Origin of the sequence: Streptomyces sp. NBC_01235 (genome assembly GCF_035989285.1) — a bacterium.
Taxonomy (GTDB): domain Bacteria; phylum Actinomycetota; class Actinomycetes; order Streptomycetales; family Streptomycetaceae; genus Streptomyces.
In genome coordinates this window covers 6,815,131-6,832,166 of the sequence record NZ_CP108513.1, presented here as the reverse complement: position 1 = coordinate 6,832,166, position 17,036 = coordinate 6,815,131, and the positions used below count along the sequence as shown (strand labels likewise).

Here is a 17,036-nt window from a genome sequence, read left to right as displayed (position 1 = left end):
CGTTGACGTCGCCGCTCACCGAAAGCGGTGAGGGTGAAAATCGCTCCAATCGCCATGGCGAACGGCAGGGCCCCGAGGGCATCTCCGGTCGCCAGGATTTCCACGAGATAGAACAGCGTCCCGAAGATCAATCCAGTGTAGATCGGATGCTTAGACGCCCATGCGCGTGTGTGCACGCGCGGGTCTGAGACCATCTCGTTCCCGTCCGTCAGTAGTGGGGCCATATGTGCGTGTACCCGCCGTGCCCACCCCGCCACCATCTGCGGACACTGCTGTACCCCCTGCGCACTCCGGTGTAGTACCTCTTGCCGTTTCCGGCGCTGTAGCCGAGCAGTCCGTCCCGGGCTCCTCGCCAAGTGCTCGCCCAGTAGCCACCTATGTGGCGCTTGTGCCTCTTGGTGCCGTATCGGTAGGCGATCCAGCCGGTGACTGCGCCTGCTCCTGCCGCGCACGCTGGTGCTCCCCATCCTTCCGTGACGAATGAGCAGCCGAAAGCCAGGCCGTACGAGACCCACGTCTGGTGCCTCGCCACGAAACCGCCGACCCTTCGGGCCCAGTGCCGCCAGTGCCACCACCTGCCGTCGAGGTCGTAGTGGTTGATGGGGTCGCCGTTGCAGTACTCGTAGGCGTTGGCGTTACCTCCCGGGACGGGATCGACGGAGAGGAAACGTCCCGTGGTGGGGTCGTACAGCCGTACCCCCATGAGCGTGGCGCCGGTGACGGTGTCGCTGGAGCGCTGCTTGCCGCCGAGCCAGCCGTAGCGGGTGGCCGCGGTGTCGGTCTCCGGGTTGCCGTACTCGTCGTAGGACTGGGCGACCGGCGCCTTGCTCGTGTCCAGCGGGAGCTGGACGGTGACGTCGCCGTGGATGTCGCTCAGCTGCAGCACCGTGTCGCCGGTGGCGCTGGTGACCGCGTCCAGGCCGCCCTCGACGCCCTGGACGTTACGGGTGATCGTGGAAGTCGTCTCCTGGGTCCAGTCGGGGCTGTCGCTGTCGGATCCGTAGTGGTTGGTCCTGGACCCGGTCTGGGTCCAGGTGCCGCTGCTGTCGGACTCGGTGGTCCAGGAGGCGAGGCGGCCGGCCGCGTCCAGGCTCCAGGTCTGCCGGCCGGTGCCGGAGGTCTGCTGCCGGACGAGGTCGTTGGCGTAGTAGCCGATCGTCGCGCCGGACGCCTGGGTCGTGGTGCGGCCGAAGGCGTCGTAGACCGTGCCGGTCGTCTCCAGACGGTCGGCACTGTCGTAGGAGTACGAGGTCGTCGTCTCTCCCGTCGACGTGCAGGCCGCGCCCACGTCACCGGTCACCGTGGCGAGCGAGCTGCGGTTGGTGTTGTCGTCGAACGTGTAGTCGCGGCGGGTGCAGGCGCCGTTCGGGTCGGTGTCGTCCGCCCTGGTGAGGCGGCCGGCCGCGTCGTAGCCGTAACTACGGCTGCGGGTCTGTCCGTTGGTGTCGGTGTCCGCGACCGTCTGATCCTGCGCCGAGTGGTCCGCCGTGTCGGAGGCGACGACGGTTCCGTCGCTGTCCCGGGTGTAGCTACGGGAGGTCTCCGTGCCTGCCTCGTCCTGGGTGCTCGTCAGGGTGTACCCGCCGGGCAGGGACTCGGTGACGAGGCCGCCGTCCGCGTCGTAGGTCGCGGCGAAGGTGCCGGCGACGGAGTCGGTGCGGGAGGTTTCCAGGCCGCGCGGGTCCTTCGTGGTGTCGTAGGTGTAGGTGGTGGTGGAGGGCGCCGAGTCGGTGGTCCTCACCACGCGGCCGAGCGCGTCGTAGCTCGTGGCGGCGGTGTTGCCCGCGCCATCGGCGTAGGAGATCTCCCGTCCGAGCTGGTCGTAGGTGTGGGTGACGGTCTGCCCGTTCGACGTCACCGTGGCCACGTCACCGCTGTCGGCGTCGTACGTGGTCGTGGTGTCCGGCACCGCCGTGCCCACGCCTCCGCTCACGGCCGTGGTGATCGGGCGGCCCGCCGCGTCGTAGGTGTTCGTGGTGGTCCGGGTGACCGAGTTCGCGGTCTCCGTGGTCTTCGCCGTGTTGCCCCAGCGGTCGTACTCGACCGTCCTGGTCGGCAGCTGGGACGGGTTGGATCCGCCGTTCGTGATCGCCCCCGCCGGACCGGTGGAGCAGACCAGGTCCGCCCACTCCGGACGGCCGTTGCAGGCGCCCGTGCCGGTCGCGGACCAGTACGTCGTGACCGTGGCGCCCGCGTCCGTGCCGGTCGACTTAGGCAGGCGGGTCAGGATGACCCGGCCCTGCGCGTCGTACCCGTTGATCCTCTTCAGGGCGAGACCGCTCGGGTCGGTGATCGTCGTCGTGGGCAGCCCCTTGACCCAGTCGTACTGGGTCGCCGTGGTGCGCACGTCCGCGTCCGACGGGTAACCGTCGACATACGCGCCCACCTTGGAGGTGGTGACCTGGTTGGCGACGGTGGCCGTGCCGTCGGTCGGGCGGCCCTCGTCGTAGGTGTTCACGGAGTGCTGCCGGGCCGGGACCTGGCTGCCCGCGGGCAGGTCGGTGCCGCCGCTGCCCGCCGCCAGGGCGGACGTGAGCGTCACCTGGTGCAGCGGACCGTACTCGTCGGTCTCGCGCAGGCCGTCCGAGGAGTACACCGACGTCGTCGACAGCTGCTGGGCGCGGTCGGCCGGGGTCAGCTGGTCGATGCTCAGCGCCACCTGCTCGGCCTGGCCGGCACCGCTGGTGGCGAGCGCCAACTCACGGTTTCCGGCGGTGAGTTGACGGACCGTGTTGCCGAAGCGGTCGTACTCGGTGGTGGCGATGTGCCCGCCGGGCGTGGCCGTGTCGACCGCGCGGCCGGAGGCGTCGGTGTAGGTGATCGTCGCCCGCTTGTAGTCGGCCGCCGACAGGTTGCCGCCGGTGTGGGACGCCGGGACCGAGTCGGCCGGGAAGACGGCGGTCGCGTCGGTCGGCACGTCGGTCTGTCCCCAGGCCGCCACGTCCGAGGTGCCCATGGCGCCCGGGGCGGCGGTGCCGGACAGCGGCACGTCGTAGACCACGCTGGTGGTGGCGTTCGTGCCGTCGGTGGTGCTCTGGGTGCCCGCGGTCAGGTTCGGCCGGGACGCCGACAGCAGCATGCCCGCGCCCGCGGTGGCCGCGTTGCCGGCCTGGCCGTAGGCGAGGGTCCAGGACAGTTCGCCGGGCGGGGTGAGGGTGGTGATGCGGCCGGCGCTGTCGTAGGCGTAGGCCGTCTTCAGCGCGGGGCTGATCCGCGGGTCCCACTCCTCGCGCAGGCGGCCGGAGTCGTCGTAGGAGTACTGCGCGACGACGGTCGCCGTGGCCGCCGAGGCACCCGGGTCGGTCGCCCACTCCTTGATCTGCCTGACCTGCCCGGTGTAGTCACCGAACGCAGAGCTCGTGGCCGTCGTGGAGGTCGCGTAGACGAACTCCAGCAGACGGCAGCCCTTCGTGGACGGGGTCGTCCCGCAGGTGGCGGACGACACGGCCGAGGTGGGCGCGATGACGTACTTGGGGCGTGCCAGCGGCTGGTTGGCGGGGCTTGCCGGGTCCTTCTCCGAGACGACCTTGGTGGTGGAGTTGTCGGTCGGCAGGTAGGTGCTGGACACCTGCCAGGTGGCGGCCGCCGGGTCCACCTTCGCGAAGGTGGTCGTGGTGCCCTGGTCGTCCTTCAGCGTGAACGTGCTCGACGCGGAGTCGAAGGTCAGCGTCAGGTCCTCGGAGCCGGGCTCCGGCTTCCAGCCGCCCGCGGAGGTCGCGGTGAACCCGGTCTCGTCGCCGTCCACGTCCACCAGCTGGACCGACGTGGACGACGGCCGGCGCACGTACGCCCAGTCGGAGTCCGTGATCTCGGCGGTCGTGCCGGAGGTCCACTGCGGGCCGAAGATCGCCGACTGGCCCTCGGAGCTCGCGCCCATGGTGGGGCGGCGGGAGGACGCGGTGCGCGACACCGACAGGTCGAAGCCGGAGGCGTCCGTGGCGGCGACGGTGAAGTCACCGGTCAGCGCGTTCACCGAGCCGGGGCCGACCGCGGCACTCGGTGCGGTGCCCGCGTTGCGGTCCACGGTGAGGGTGTGCGGCTGGGAGTACGCGGTGGTCGTACCGTCGGTGAAGGCCGCACGGACGTCGACCGGACCGTCCTCCGCCAGGGAGGTGGTCACGTTCCAGGTGAGCGCGGCGGGGCTGCCGCTCGTGACGGCGACCGGCCAGGCGGAGACCGCCGAACCGTCCGACGACTTGGTGACGTCCGCCAGCGGCACGCTCTGCCAGGTGTCGGTCTCGCCGCGCCGGTACTGGTAGGTGACGCCGGTGTAGGTGGTCCTGCCGGTGGAGGTGAGGCTGATCCGGCGGGCGGCGGTGTCGCCCTCGGCCGGAGTGAGCAGACCGGCACCGTCACCGACACCGAAGGCGTACGAGGTCGTCGCCGAGGAGAGGTTCCCGCCGGAGTCGACGGTCTTGGCGTACAGCTTGTGCCAGTCCTCGCCCGGCAGAATCGTGATCGTCAGCGGGTCGCCACCCGAGCCGTCGGTGGTGTCGTAGACCCGGTTGGGCACGGAGGAGTCGTCCAGGCCCCAGGCGTAGCCCATGCCGTCCGTCGAGGACGTGTCCAGGGTGCAGGTGGCGCCGCCGGTGGCCTGCGCCGTCCAGGTGTTCTCCGGGTACGGGTCGCAGCTGATGGTGGGCGCGGTCGGCAGCCCGGTGTTCAGCACGAACGTCGTGTAGCCGGACCACGAGCCGTAGTCGGTGTTGTCGTAGCCGCGCACGCGGAAGCGCAGGTGCTTGCCGGCGGGGAAGGCGGAGGCCGACGGGATGGTCAGCTTCGCCGTCGAACCGGACGCCACCGAGGAGGAGGTGCCGGTGTACGTGTACGTGGTGTCCGCGTACGCCGGGTCGGCGGTGATCTCGAACTGGCCCTTGACGCTGCCGCCGTCCGCGTCCGTCACCTTCGCCGACAGTGTCGGCGTCAGGGAGGTCACGTACCGCTTGCCGTTGTAGGCGTTCACCGACGACGGCGAGATCGCGGACGAGGCGGTGGTGGCGTACGAGTTGTAGGTCACCACCAGCTTCGGCGCGTACCCGGAGGTCGAGTAGTTCGCCGAGCGGAACCGCCGCCAGGTGGTCGAGTCGGCCTCGTCGGCGGCGCGGACCTGCAGGCCGTAGTTGGTGGAGCCGTCGGCCCACGCCTGCACGACGGTCTGCAGGTTCCAGTTGGACCAGTTGGCCGGGCAGGTCGAGTCGTAGCCCCAGTGCCCGGTGTTGGTGGCCATGCCGGTCGTCGTGGTCGACGGCTGGGCGCCCCAGGTGATCGTCGAGGACGACCAGGTGGAGGTGATCCGGCGGGCCTGGGTGGCGGCTCCGGCAGTGGAGCAGGTCGCCGAGTAGTAGTTGTACAGCGACATCGTGGCCGCGGTGATGTGCTTGCCGGTGAACTTCGAGACGTCGAACTTCAGATACGAGTGGGCGGTGTCCGTACCGCCGTCGTACGTACCCGACTTCAGCTCCTCGGAGGAGATCTGGGAGTCGGGGTAGTCGGGGTTCTGCACCCAGGTGTCCGTGGTGACCGCCAGGGTGGTGGTCGGGTCGACCGTCACCGGATAGGTCGCGGTGGCCAGGAAGTTCGTGTCCGGGGTCAGCACGAGGGTCTGCGCGCCGTCGGAGGCGGTCTCGATCTTCGTCGCGACCCGCTCCTGGTGCGCGGACTCGCCGGACGCCTTGTCCTTGGAGGCGTCCCACATCATCGGCGCGGGCGCCTCGGCGACGAGCTTGCCCGTGCCGTCCTTCAACAGTAGGTGCCCGGAGGCCGCCTGAGACAGCTTCAGCCCGTCGAGGTTCAGCGGGATGCGGTACGACGCCGAACCGCCGGCCGGCTTCCGCGCGAGCCGGATGTTCTCCGAGAAGCCCTGCGCGAGCGCGCTGACCGACAGGGTCTGCCCGCCGCCCAGGTTGTAGGAGGCGGTGTTGTCCTTCACGGACGGGGTCGGCAGCTTGCCGGACCAGCCGAGCCCGAAGGACTGCTTGCCCTTGCTCACCGAGGCGAGCTTGGTGTCACCGCCGTCGGAGACCGCGACGTCGGCGGCGGCGACGGCCGGGGTGAGGTCGACGCCGGTGTCGGACAGCGAGGTGTCGATGTTCTTCCACGCGCTGCCGATCTTGGTGCGGACGGGCCCGGCGTACGCGTCCGTCTCCAACTGACCGCTGGGCAAGGCGTACGTGGTCGAGTCCGCGGTGCGGGCCGACAGCACCTCGATCTTCCGCTTCTGCAGGCGGGCCATCAGCACAGCTGACGCCTCGTCCTGCGCCTGGGCGGGTCCGGCAGCCTTCTTGGACGCCTTGGGCTTGTGCGCGGCCGTCGCGTTCCCGCCGGCCGCGAACGACACGCCGCTGCCCTGGTCGACGAGCGCGACCTGGGCGGCGAGTACGAGGAGGACGCCGGTGGCGGTGCGTCTGATTCTGTTTCTGTTCCCGGTTCTGGTTCTGGTTCTGCGTCTGTGACTCATGATCAGTCCCCTCCGATCCCGTGTGGGGCCACACGGGCAAAGTCGGCTGATCATTGCCACTGGGGTGTCGGACGCTCGGGGTCACCTCAATGAGATCTCCAGAAAGCACAAAGCGAGGCCAAAGAAAGGCTGATGACGGGAACTCCGGCGCGACCGTGCCGCCCCTTTTGCCCCTCGCGCACAGGCACCTTTGCCATCGCCTCCGCAAAGCCGGGGTTTCCCAATTCTTGACGGTATACAAGGGCATTCCTCACCACACCCGCACACACCAGGCAGACCCACGAGGGGAGGGGTGTGGGAGATGTGGTGAGGGAGATATGAATAGGATATGAAGCCCGCTCGGAGAGGGACTTCAGGTGAGTGAACCGCAGGGTGGCGTCTGCCCGTTGTGCGGCGCGCCCCGTGCCGCGGACGGCACCCCCGCGTGTGCCTGTGCCCGGCTCGCGTCCGACGCCCACCGCACCGCCCGCACAACGGAGGCAGCCGCCGCCGAGGACTTCGACCCGGTACGGATCCGCCCGTTCGTCGTGCTCGACGGCGACCAGGATCCGCAGGACGGCACCGCTCCCGAGAGCACGGCCGCGCCCACCCCGCCGACTTCGCGAGAGCCCGGCGAGCGGCCGCCCTCCGAAGAGGCCGAAGAGGGTGAAGAGGGTGAAGAAGGCGGCGAGTCCGAGGCCCCGCCGGACGCCTCCGACACTGCGCGCCCCAGTCGGCGCCGCACGCACCTGCTGCTCCTCGCAGGCGCCCTCGCGACCGCCGTCACCGCGGCCGTGCTCGCCGGAGTCCTGCTGTACGACGCCCCCGAACGTGACGGCTCCTTGGGTGAGGGCGTCCGGGCGCCGGTGCCCGACGTCACGTCAGGGGGCGCCGCAACGACCGGGCGGTCGTCCCCGCAGGCCTCCCGGACAGAGCCGTCCTCGACCGCCTCCGACTCCCCCGGCCCGTCCGCCACGGTGTCGGAGACTCCCTCCCGCTCCGCCGTCCCGCCCTCGGCCCCGTCCACCGGCGCCACCGGCACCGCGTCCACCAGCCCCAGCGCGACGGCCTCCGTGCCCCCGGTCCTGCGCTTCGGGGACACCGGCCCCGAGGTCGTCGAACTCCAGCTGCGCCTGCGTCAGATCGGTTACTACGGCGGTGAGGCGGGCGGTGAGTACGACCGTCAGGTCGAGAACGCGGTGCGCTCGTACCAGTTCACCCGAGCCCTCCTCCAGGACGAGTCCGGGGTCTACGGCGCCGCGACCCGGGCCTCGCTCGAAGCGGAGACGGACCAGCCCTGACACCGGCCACCCGGCCTGTCGTCTCCCTACCGGCTCTCCACCGACTCGAACCGCCACCGGTGCACGGCCCGCGTCACCAACTCCGATTCGGGCTCGGGGAGTTCGGGCAAGTCGGGGTCGTCGCAGTCCGCGTCCCACCACGTGATGACGAGTACCCGGTCCTGCGGAGCGCGCAAGGTCTCCCGACGCACGGGACGGGGGGTCAGTTCCTGCGCGCGGGCCCAGGCGAGGAGGTCGGCTCCCCGCCCCTGAACCGCCCGGGCCTCCCACATCAACGCGACGGTCATGAGTACAGGTTGTCCTTGCTGACCTCGTGCACATGCTCGTGACCGGGAACATGCGGGTCGGTCACCGGCAGGGACGAGTCCGCCGACAGGTCCCAGCTGGACGCGGCACGCCCCCGGGCCACCATCTCCGCGCCCAGGGCCGCCACCATCGCGCCGTTGTCCGTGCACAGCTTGGGGCGCGGCACCCGCAGCCGGATGCCCGCCGCCTCGCAGCGCTCCTGGGCGAGGACGCGCAGGCGGGAGTTGGCGGCGACCCCGCCGCCGATCATCAGGTGGTCGACGCCCTCGTCCTTGCAGGCCCGCACGGCCTTGCGGGTCAGGACGTCCACGACCGCCTCCTGGAAGGAGGCCGCCACGTCCCGCACCGGAACGTCCTCGCCGGCCGCCCGCTTCGCCTCGATCCAGCGGGCGACCGCCGTCTTCAGCCCGGAGAAGGAGAAGTCGTACGCCGGGTCACGCGGGCCGGTCAGGCCGCGCGGGAAGGCGATCGCCGAGGGGTCGCCCTCCTTCGCGTACCGGTCGATGACGGGGCCGCCCGGGAAGCCCAGGTTCAGCACCCGGGCGATCTTGTCGAACGCCTCGCCCGCCGCGTCGTCGATGGTCGCGCCCATCGGACGGACGTCGGAGGTGATGTCGGTCGACAGCAGCAGGGAGGAGTGACCGCCGGACACCAGCAGCGCCATCGTCGGCTCGGGCAGCGCGCCGTGCTCCAGCTGGTCCACGCAGATGTGGGAGGCGAGGTGGTTGACGCCGTAGAGGGGCTTGCCGAGGGCGTAGGCGTACGCCTTCGCCGCCGAGACGCCGACCAGGAGCGCACCGGCGAGGCCGGGACCCGCGGTGACGGCGATGCCGTCCAGGTCCTTCGCGCCGACCCCCGCCTCCTTCAGCGCCCGTTCGATGGTCGGGACCATCGCCTCCAGGTGGGCCCGGGAGGCCACCTCCGGCACGACCCCGCCGAAGCGGGCGTGCTCGTCGACGCTGGAGGCGATCGCGTCCGCCAGCAGGGTGCTGCCGCGCACGACGCCGACGCCGGTCTCGTCGCAGGAGGTCTCGATCCCCAGTACGAGGGGTTCGTCAGCCATTGGTCTCGGTTCCTTGTGTTCCGGCTACGGATGTCGATGGGTCGGTCAGGCGCATCACCAGGGCGTCCACGTTCCCCGGCTGGTAGTAGCCACGCCTGAAGCCGATGGCCTCGAAACCGAAGCGTTCGTAGAGCTTCTGGGCGCGGACGTTGTCGATCCTGCACTCCAGCATGACCTCGGCGCACTCGAAGGCGGTCGCCGCGCGCAGCAGCTCCGTCAGCAGGCGTCCGCCGAGTCCGGTGCCCCAGTGGTCGCGGGCGACGGCGATGGTCTGCACGTCGGCCAGGTCCCCGGCCGCGGCCAGGCCCGCGTACCCGACGATCCGGTCGCCGCTTCCGTCGCTCTCGGCGCCCTTGTCGACGGCGACGAGGTACCGCCGGGTCGCCTCGGCGCCGCGGGCGTGGGCCAGGTCGGACCAGAACATACCCCGGGACCAGGCGTCCTCGGGGAAGAGGTCCTTCTCCAGCTCGAGCACGGGTTCGATGTCCCACCAGCGCATCTCGCGCAGCACGGGGCGGCCGGGTGGGTTGACGGCTTCGGTCACTTCGGGGTGACCACCTTGTAGTTCTTCGGCACCTGGGCGTCCGGCCGGCGCAGGTACAGCGGGCGCGGCGCCGGGAGCTCCTCGCCCGCGGCCAGCTTCTCCGCGGCCAGACTCGCGAGCGCCGCGGCGGAGACGTTCTCGGGCTCGTGCGCCTTCGGGAAGGTGTCCGGGTACAGCAGCGCGCCCGCGCCGACGGCCGGCAGTCCGGCCACCTTGTCGGCGATGTCGGCGGGGCGGTCCACGGCGGGGCCCGAGACCCGGGTCCGGGAGTCGGCGTAGCGCGCCCAGTAGACCTCCTTGCGGCGGGCGTCGGTCGCCACCACGAAGGGTTCTTCGAGGTCGGACGCGTACGCGAGGCCGTCGAGCGTGCACAGACCGTACACGGGGACGCCGAGCGCGAGACCGAAGGTGTCGGCGGTCATCAGACCGACCCGCAGCCCGGTGTAGGGGCCGGGGCCGACGCCGACGACGATGCCGGTGACGGCGTCGAGCCTGAGCCCGGCCCCGGCGAGCAGCCGGTCGACGGCCGGCAGCAGCAGCTCGCCGTGCCGGCGCGCGTCCACCTGACTCGAGGAGACGAGGACGTCCGTGCCGTCGTGCAGCGCGACGGTGACGGCGGGGGTGGCGGTATCCAGAGCGAGCAAGAGCACGCGAACAGCCTACGGCTCCCGCGCCCCGGACACGGCCGCGCCGACGCGGGCCGTGCCGACTGCTAACGTCGCCGCGAAACGTGACGTACAGGACAGACCCGTATGCGGACGGCACGAATGCGGACAGACCGTATGCAGACAGAGAGAACGGACGAGGTGGTCCTCGGTGGCGAACAGCAGCTCGACTTTCGTGGCCGGGCTCACCGTGGCGGCTCTGGCGACGGTCGGGTTCCTCGCCTTCCAGGCCTCGGCGAGCGCTCCCGCCGACCTCGCCCGGCCGCAGCGCGGCGGCGCCCCCGTGACGGCGTCGAAGGCGCCCCGGGACAAGGGGCACCCGGCGCTGCCGGGCGACTCCGGCACGGGTGAGCGGGTCGTGTACTCGCTGGACGACGACCGGGTCTGGCTGGTCGGCGCGAACGGCAAGGTCAAACGCACGTTCAAGGTCACGCCCGGCAGCGTGGACCCGCCCCCGGGCAGCTACGCCGTCACCTCCCGCTCGAGCGCCGTCACCGGCACCGACGGCACCCCCATCGAGCACGTCGTGCGCTTCACCACCGTGAACGACGTGACGATCGGCTTCAGCGCGGCGGTGAACGGCCCGCTGCCGCAGCCCGACCCGACGGTGCGCACGGGCGGCGTCCGGGAGAGCGCCGCCGACGGCGACGTGATGTGGCGCTTCGCGACGATCGGACAGCCGGTCGTCGTGATCCCGTAGGGCGTCACCCCACCTACGCGGCCTTGGGGTGCTCCATGGGCGGTTCCGCGACCGTCGCCGGGTCGGGCAGCCGCGGGGGCGTCGAGACGGCCTCGGCAGCCGCGCACGAGGCCAGCAGGTCACGCATGGACACACCGGAGAGCATGAACGGCCGCGGCGGACGGCTCTTGGGCTCGGTGGCCGACATGGACGCCTCCTGAGGTTCGGGGGCGGGCGTAGTTAGGTAGACCTAACCACGAACTGGGTACCATGTGACCACGCACAAGACGCCGAACGCAACACTTTGCCGACGTCCTGTCGGAACGTTCACGAGAGCCTCGCGCCCCGAAGGGCTGACCGCTCAGGCCGAGAGCACGCTCAGGTCCGCCGAAGCCCACCGCTCACCGAGCCCGGTGACGGTGACGTGCCGCACCTCGTCCGCCTCCGGGGGTCCGGGGGTCGTCCCCCGGAAGGACGCAGTGCCGACGGCCCGGTGGATACGGACCTGGAGCCGGTCGTCGGTCAGCTCCTCGACCTTGCCCTCGCCCCACTCCACGACGATCACCGAGTCGGTCAGCGAGACGTCCAGATCCAGGTCCTCCATCTCGTCGAGCCCGCCGCCCAGGCGGTACGCGTCGACGTGGACGAGCGGCGGACCGGCCGAGAGGGAGGGGTGGACGCGGGCGATCACGAAGGTCGGGGAGGTCACGGCGCCCCGGACCCCGAGCCCCTCGCCGAGCCCACGGGCGAGCGTCGTCTTGCCCGCGCCGAGCTCCCCGCTGAGCATCACGAGATCGCCGGCGCGCAACAGCTTGGCCAGACGGCGACCCAACTCCCCCATCTGCTGGGGCGAGTTGACGACCAGCCGAACAGACCGGGGCGATGTCGCGTTTTCTTCCATCGTCACTCACTCGCAGTAGTACATTGATCACACCCCGCAAGGGGTCGGTTCGGGCCGGACCGCAGCCGAGGGCTGGAAGCCACCTCCGTCAGGAGGAGGCGGAGTCACAGCCATTCACCGTAGCGGTGATGGGTATCGCCCCCGCGCGGGCGAGCAGATCGGCGAGGCGGTCGGTGACGACTTCCGGGTGCTCCAGCATCACCAAGTGCCCGGCATCCGGCACCAGGACCAATTCGGCGCCCGGCAACGCGTCGGCGATCGCCTCGCTGTGCTCGCTCGGCGTGACCAGGTCCCCGATCCCGGCCAGTACCAGCACCGGCATGTCGGTGAAGCAGGCCAGCGCCTCGGTCTTGTCGTGGTCCGTGAAGGCCGGGTAGAACTCGGCGACCACGTCGATGGGCGTGGCCTCGATCATCCGCTCGGCGAACCGCGCCACGGCCGGATCCACGTCCCGCGACGCGAACGAGTACCGCTTGATGATCCCGGCGAAGAGATCGGCGGTGACCCGGCGCCCCTTCTCCACCAGGGCCGCCTGCTGCCCGAGCGCCTTCAGCACCCCCGGCAGCACCCGCCGCACCGCGTTCACGCCGGCGACCGGCAGCCCGAAGTTGACCTCGCCGAGCCGCCCGGACGACGTCCCGACGAAGGCGGTGGCGACGACCCGCTCACGGATCAGCTCGGGGTACAGCGCGGCCAGGGCCATCACCGTCATCCCGCCCATGGAGTGCCCGACCAGCACGATCGGCCCCTCGGGCACGGCGGCGTCGATGACGGACTTCAGGTCCCGCCCCAGCTGGTCGATGCTGACCGGCACACCGTCCCGCACCTGGGCGTTGCCGCGCCCGGACCGGCCGTGACTGCGCTGGTCCCAGTGCACGGTCCGCACCACGCCCCGCAGGGCCGCCCGCTGGAAGTGCCAGGAGTCCTGGCTGAGGCAGTAGCCGTGGCTGAAGACGACGGTGACCGGGAGCGGGGCCTTGCGCCCGAAGAGCCTGCGCCGCCGGTTCGCCGGTCCCCCCTGCGGCTCGACGTCGTCCACCTCGTAGTACAGCTCGGTGCCGTCGTCGGCGTACGCCTTGCCCGGGGTGCCGCGCAGTCCGCCGTAGGGCCCCGCGGAGTCGAGGACGAGCCGGGCCTTGGCCCGCATCCCCCGCCCCACGGTCATCCGTTCCAGGGCGACACCGGCCGCGGCGCCCGCGGCGATCACGCCTATCGCGGCGCCGGCGATGCCGGTCGCCCGGCGCCAGCCGCCCGCCCCCGTGGCGGAGGCGGCGGCGACGGCCGCCGAGGCGGCACTCGCCACTGCCTCCGCACTGCTCTCGCTCACGTACCGCTCCTGTTCGGCCGATGCCCGTGCACTGACTGCGGGTTACCCGTCTTGTCACTCATTCACATAGACGCGGGGAACGCGCGTTCCGATGCGCGTGACAATCTCGTACCCGATGGTTCCGGCCGCCTGCGCCCAGTCCTCCGCCGTGGGCTCGCCGCGGTCGCCGGGTCCGAAGAGGACCGCCTCCGCGCCGGGCCCGGGTTCGTCGCCCCCGAGGTCGACGACGAACTGGTCCATCGCGATGCGCCCGGCGGCCGTCCGCCACTTGCCGCCGACCAGCACCGGGCCGGTCCCGGAGGCATGCCGCGGAACACCGTCGGCGTAGCCGAGAGGTACCAGCCCGAGGGTGGTCTCACCAGGGGTGACGTAGTGATGGCCGTAGCTCACGCCGTGCCCGCCCGGGACGTGCTTCACCAGGGCCAGCGAGGCCGCGAGGGTCATCACCGGACGCAGCCCGAAGTCGGCGGAGGAGCCCAGCTCGGGGCTGGGCGAGAGGCCGTACATCGCGATGCCCGGGCGGACCAGGTCGAAGTGGGTCTCCGGGAGCGTCAGCGTGGCCGGCGAGTTGGCGATGTGCCGCACCTCGGGCCGCACGCCCTGCCGCTCGGCGTACGCCACCATCTCGCGGAAACGCCCGAGCTGGCCGGCGATGGAGGGATGCCCGGGCTCGTCGGCACAGGCGAAGTGCGACCACAGCCCGGTGACGCGGACCAGCCCGGCCTCCTCGGCCCGCAGGGCCTGGCCGACCAGCTCGGGCCAGTCGGCGGGCTGACAGCCGTTGCGCCCGAGCCCGGTGTCGGCCTTGAGCTGCACCCGGGCGGCCCGCCCGGCGGCCCGCGCCGCTTCCTCGACCTCCCGCAGCGCCCAGAGCCCGCTCAGGGACACATCGAGGTCGGCCTCGACGGCCTCCCGCCAGGGCCCGCCCGGAGTCCACAGCCAGCACATGATCCTGACGTCGGCCGGCAGCCCGCCGTCCGCGCGCAGCGCCAGCGCCTCCTCGGGCGTGGCGGTGCCCACCCAGGTGGCGCCGGCCTCGACGGCCGCACGGGCACACGGCAGGGCCCCGTGCCCGTACCCGTCGGCCTTCACCACGGCCATGAACGCCGCGCCCGGTGCCATGGCGCGCAGGGTCCGCACATTGGCCCGCAGCGCGGCCAGGTCGATCTCGGCACGGGCGCGCGACGGGGCGGCGGGCGGGTTGGCAGTCTCACTCATCGCGCCCAGTGTCTCAGAGCGCTCGGACAGCCCCCTAGGTACCGGGCCGGTGCCCCCACACGTAGACCCGGTCGCCCTTCTTCAGCACGCCCCACAGCGTGCGCGCGTCACCGAGGGTGAGGTTGACGCACCCCATGGAGCCGATGGTGGTGTGGATGGTTGCGTAGACGGCGTGGAAGGCCTCTCCGCCGTCGAAGAACTGGACGTAGGGCATGGGGGTGTTGTAGAGGGTCGACACATGGTTCCTGTGCCGCCAGTAGACGGTGTGCCACCCCTTGCGGGTCGGGTGGGCCGCCCGTCCGCTCCGCATCGACACGGGCCCGAAGACGACCTTCGTCCCCTTCTGCACCCAGGTCACCTGCCGGTCGAGATCGACGCAGGCGACCCGGTACGCCCGCACCGGGCACTGCTTCTTCGCGTTCGGGTTCTTCCCGGCGGAGATGAGCTGCATCCGCGCCCAGGTCACGGGGCCCGCGAACCCGATCGCGGGCTTGATCTTCCGCGTCTGCTGGAACGCGCGGATCGCCCGGCAGTCGGCGGCGGACTGCTTCCCGTCCACCGTCAGCCTCAGCCACCGCTCGACCGCCCGCTGATACGGCCCGGCCCGCTTGCTGCACGCCACCCGCGCGGCGGCCCCCTCCGGCGGCACGTACTCGACGCGTGCGTGCGTCCCCTCGACCACGTCCCACGGCTCGACGGCGTCCCGCGGCTCGACGGCGTCCCGCGGCTCGACGGCGTCCCGCGGCTCGACGGCGTCCCGCGGCTCGACGGCGTCCTCGGCGGCGGTCGGCTCGTACACCCCGGGGGCGAGCAGTTGGTCGGGCGTGCCGATCTGCCAGGGCCGGGGAGCGGGGGCGGCGCGGGCGATGGGGGCGACGGGGAGAAGAGCGACGGCGGCAAGGAGAAGGACGGTGCTTCGACGACGGGTTCGCACGCTGATCACATGATCAGGGAAACGCGACGGTGATGGGCGCCGGAGCTGCCGCGCGGCGAGGTCACCCTTTCAGCCCGCCCGGGGCGTTTGAGGACGACCCCCCTTCAGGGCCGGACCGGGGGTCTGGGGGCAGCAGCCCCCAGGGGATGGGAACGGGTAAGGGCGGCGGGGCGAGAAACAGGCCCCCTACCCCCGTACGTCCCGCCAGGCCTCCCGAACCGCCTCGGCCACGTCATGCGCCCCCACCGGCGCCCCCACCGCCGCGAACCGCCCGGCCAGCCCGTGCAGATACGCCCCGACGCTCCCCGCGTCCAGCGCGCTCAGCCCGGCCGCCAGCAACGACCCCGCGAGCCCCGACAGGACGTCCCCGCTCCCGGCCGTGGCCAGCCAGGCCGTCCCGGTGGCGTTCACCCGCACCACGCCCGCACCCCCCGCTTCCGCGACCAACGTCGTCGACCCCTTCAACAGCACGGTCGCCCGGTACCGCGCCGCAAGCTCCCGCGCCGACGCCAGCCGGGCCCCCTCCACCTCCTCGCGCGCCACACCCAGCAACGCGGCCGCCTCCCCGGCGTGCGGCGTCATCAACGTCGGCGCGGTACGCCCCCGCACCGCGGCGGCGTCCGCCAGCCGCAGCCCGTCCGCGTCGATCAGCACCGGCACCTGGGCGGCCAGCACCTCCGCCACCGTCCCCGCGTCGTCCCCGGCCCCCGGCCCGACGACCCACGCCTGCACCCGCCCGGCCTGCTTCGGCCCCTGGTCGGACACGAGCGTCTCGGGAAACCGCGCGACGACCGCGTCGCCGGCCGGCCCGACGTACCGCACGGCCCCCGCCCCGCCGCGCAGCGCCCCCGCGACGGCCAGCACGGCGGCCCCGGGGTAACGGGCGGATCCGGCCGCGATCCCGACGACGCCCCGCCGGTACTTGTCGCTCTCCCCGCCCGGCACCGGCAGCAGGGCGGCCACGTCCGCGTGTTGCAGGGCCTCCAGCTCGGGCTCGGCGGGCAGTTCGTCCCCGAGCCCGATGTCGACGAGCCGCACCGACCCGGCGTACTCCCGCGCGGGATCGACGAGCAGCCCCGGCTTGTGCGTGCCGAAGGTGACGGTCAGGTCGGCGCGGATCGCACTCCCGTGCACCTCACCGGTGTCGGCGTCGACACCACTGGGCAGATCGACGGCGACGACGACGGCCCGCGCCTCGGCGACGACCGCGGCCAGCGCGGCCGCCTCCGGCCGCAGCCCGCCCTTCCCCCCGATCCCGACGATGCCGTCGAGCACGATGTCGGCCCGCCGGACGACCTCCTCGGCGCCGTCGGACGCGACCGTGCGCCCACCGGCCCGCCGCAGGGCCGCCAGCCCTCCGGCATGCGTGCGCTCGGGCGCCAGCAGCACCGCGGTGACCCCCGCCCCCCGCCGGGCGAGCCGCGCCCCGGCATACAGGGCGTCACCCCCGTTGTCCCCACTGCCGACCAGCAGCACGACGCGCCGCCCGTACACCCGCCCGAGCAGATCCGCACACGCGGCGGCGAGCCCGGCGGCGGCCCGCTGCATGAGGGCCCCTTCAGGAACCCGGGCCATCAGCTCCCGCTCGGCACGACGGACGGTCTCGACGCAGTAGGCAGTACGCATGCCGTCGAGTTTCTCGCGAACACCCCCGCCCCCGCA

Annotated in this window: 13 protein-coding genes; 2 read left to right on the top strand and 11 right to left on the bottom strand. The window is 72.1% G+C overall.

All coding sequences use genetic code 11. The features are described from left to right. Positions 1-208 precede the first annotated feature (208 nt). Positions 209-6,457, bottom strand: a complete 6,249-nt coding sequence (locus OG289_RS30750; RefSeq protein WP_327317284.1) for a DNRLRE domain-containing protein — start codon at positions 6,455-6,457, stop codon at positions 209-211. 356 nt (positions 6,458-6,813) lie between these two features. On the opposite strand from OG289_RS30750, the gene OG289_RS30745 reads away from it, so the two are divergent. After that, positions 6,814-7,737, top strand: a complete 924-nt coding sequence (locus OG289_RS30745; protein ID WP_327317283.1) for a peptidoglycan-binding protein — start codon at positions 6,814-6,816, stop codon at positions 7,735-7,737. A gap of 26 nt (positions 7,738-7,763) precedes the next feature. On the opposite strand, the gene OG289_RS30740 is transcribed toward OG289_RS30745, so the two are convergent. The 4 genes from OG289_RS30740 to tsaB are packed head-to-tail and all read right to left on the bottom strand — an operon-like array spanning position 7,764 to position 10,300. After that, on the bottom strand, positions 7,764-8,024 hold the full coding sequence (locus OG289_RS30740; protein ID WP_327317282.1) for a hypothetical protein: 261 nt from the start codon (positions 8,022-8,024) through the stop codon (positions 7,764-7,766). Next, complete coding sequence (gene tsaD, locus OG289_RS30735) at positions 8,021-9,106, bottom strand: tRNA (adenosine(37)-N6)-threonylcarbamoyltransferase complex transferase subunit TsaD (protein ID WP_327317281.1); 1,086 nt, start codon at positions 9,104-9,106, stop codon at positions 8,021-8,023. Before tsaD ends, OG289_RS30740 begins: the two co-directional genes overlap by 4 nt. Then, positions 9,099-9,605 carry a ribosomal protein S18-alanine N-acetyltransferase gene (gene rimI / locus OG289_RS30730; protein WP_327320850.1) on the bottom strand — a complete coding sequence of 169 codons (507 nt, stop codon included), beginning with the start codon at positions 9,603-9,605 and terminating at the stop codon, positions 9,099-9,101. Before rimI ends, tsaD begins: the two co-directional genes overlap by 8 nt. Positions 9,606-9,646: 41 nt before the next feature. Further along, the gene (gene tsaB, locus OG289_RS30725; RefSeq protein WP_327317280.1) at positions 9,647-10,300 is read right to left on the bottom strand and encodes a tRNA (adenosine(37)-N6)-threonylcarbamoyltransferase complex dimerization subunit type 1 TsaB; all 654 of its coding nucleotides are present in this window, start codon (positions 10,298-10,300) and stop codon (positions 9,647-9,649) included. A gap of 166 nt (positions 10,301-10,466) precedes the next feature. On the opposite strand from tsaB, the gene OG289_RS30720 reads away from it, so the two are divergent. Next, positions 10,467-11,015: a hypothetical protein gene (locus OG289_RS30720; RefSeq protein WP_327317279.1), complete on the top strand. Its 549-nt coding sequence runs from the start codon at positions 10,467-10,469 to the stop codon at positions 11,013-11,015. A gap of 13 nt (positions 11,016-11,028) precedes the next feature. Here the strand turns inward: OG289_RS30720 and OG289_RS30715 are convergent, their stop codons facing one another. The 6 genes from OG289_RS30715 to OG289_RS30690 all read right to left on the bottom strand — a co-directional run bounded on the left by OG289_RS30715 (position 11,029) and on the right by OG289_RS30690 (position 17,000). Further along, positions 11,029-11,202, bottom strand: coding sequence for a hypothetical protein (locus OG289_RS30715; RefSeq protein ID WP_327317278.1), 174 nt, complete (start codon positions 11,200-11,202; stop codon positions 11,029-11,031). Positions 11,203-11,355: 153 nt separating this feature from the next. After that, positions 11,356-11,895 carry a tRNA (adenosine(37)-N6)-threonylcarbamoyltransferase complex ATPase subunit type 1 TsaE gene (tsaE, locus tag OG289_RS30710; RefSeq protein WP_327317277.1) on the bottom strand — a complete coding sequence of 180 codons (540 nt, stop codon included), beginning with the start codon at positions 11,893-11,895 and terminating at the stop codon, positions 11,356-11,358. 88 nt (positions 11,896-11,983) lie between these two features. After that, entirely contained in the window at positions 11,984-13,222 is a 1,239-nt protein-coding gene (locus tag OG289_RS30705) for an alpha/beta fold hydrolase (RefSeq protein WP_327317276.1), read from the bottom strand. A gap of 54 nt (positions 13,223-13,276) precedes the next feature. After that, on the bottom strand, positions 13,277-14,440 hold the full coding sequence (alr, locus tag OG289_RS30700) for an alanine racemase (protein WP_327317275.1): 1,164 nt from the start codon (positions 14,438-14,440) through the stop codon (positions 13,277-13,279). Between the two features lie 34 nt (positions 14,441-14,474). Next, positions 14,475-15,383, bottom strand: coding sequence for a L,D-transpeptidase family protein (locus tag OG289_RS30695; protein WP_442818979.1), 909 nt, complete (start codon positions 15,381-15,383; stop codon positions 14,475-14,477). Positions 15,384-15,560: 177 nt separating this feature from the next. Beyond that, complete coding sequence (locus OG289_RS30690) at positions 15,561-17,000, bottom strand: NAD(P)H-hydrate dehydratase (protein ID WP_327317274.1); 1,440 nt, start codon at positions 16,998-17,000, stop codon at positions 15,561-15,563. Positions 17,001-17,036 lie beyond the last annotated feature (36 nt).

Bases quoted from the DNA above. Each gene is read 5' to 3' on its own strand.
- alr (WP_327317275.1), bottom strand. From the start codon at position 14,440: ATGAGTGAGACTGCCAACCCGCCCGCCGCCCCGTCGCGCGCCCGTGCC.
- tsaE (WP_327317277.1), bottom strand. From the start codon at position 11,895: ATGGAAGAAAACGCGACATCGCCCCGGTCTGTTCGGCTGGTCGTCAAC.
- OG289_RS30715 (WP_327317278.1), bottom strand. From the start codon at position 11,202: ATGTCGGCCACCGAGCCCAAGAGCCGTCCGCCGCGGCCGTTCATGCTC.
- tsaD (WP_327317281.1), bottom strand. From the start codon at position 9,106: ATGGCTGACGAACCCCTCGTACTGGGGATCGAGACCTCCTGCGACGAG.
- OG289_RS30740 (WP_327317282.1), bottom strand. From the start codon at position 8,024: ATGACCGTCGCGTTGATGTGGGAGGCCCGGGCGGTTCAGGGGCGGGGA.
- OG289_RS30690 (WP_327317274.1), bottom strand. From the start codon at position 17,000: ATGCGTACTGCCTACTGCGTCGAGACCGTCCGTCGTGCCGAGCGGGAG.
- OG289_RS30750 (WP_327317284.1), bottom strand. From the start codon at position 6,457: ATGAGTCACAGACGCAGAACCAGAACCAGAACCGGGAACAGAAACAGA.
- rimI (WP_327320850.1), bottom strand. From the start codon at position 9,605: ATGCGCTGGTGGGACATCGAACCCGTGCTCGAGCTGGAGAAGGACCTC.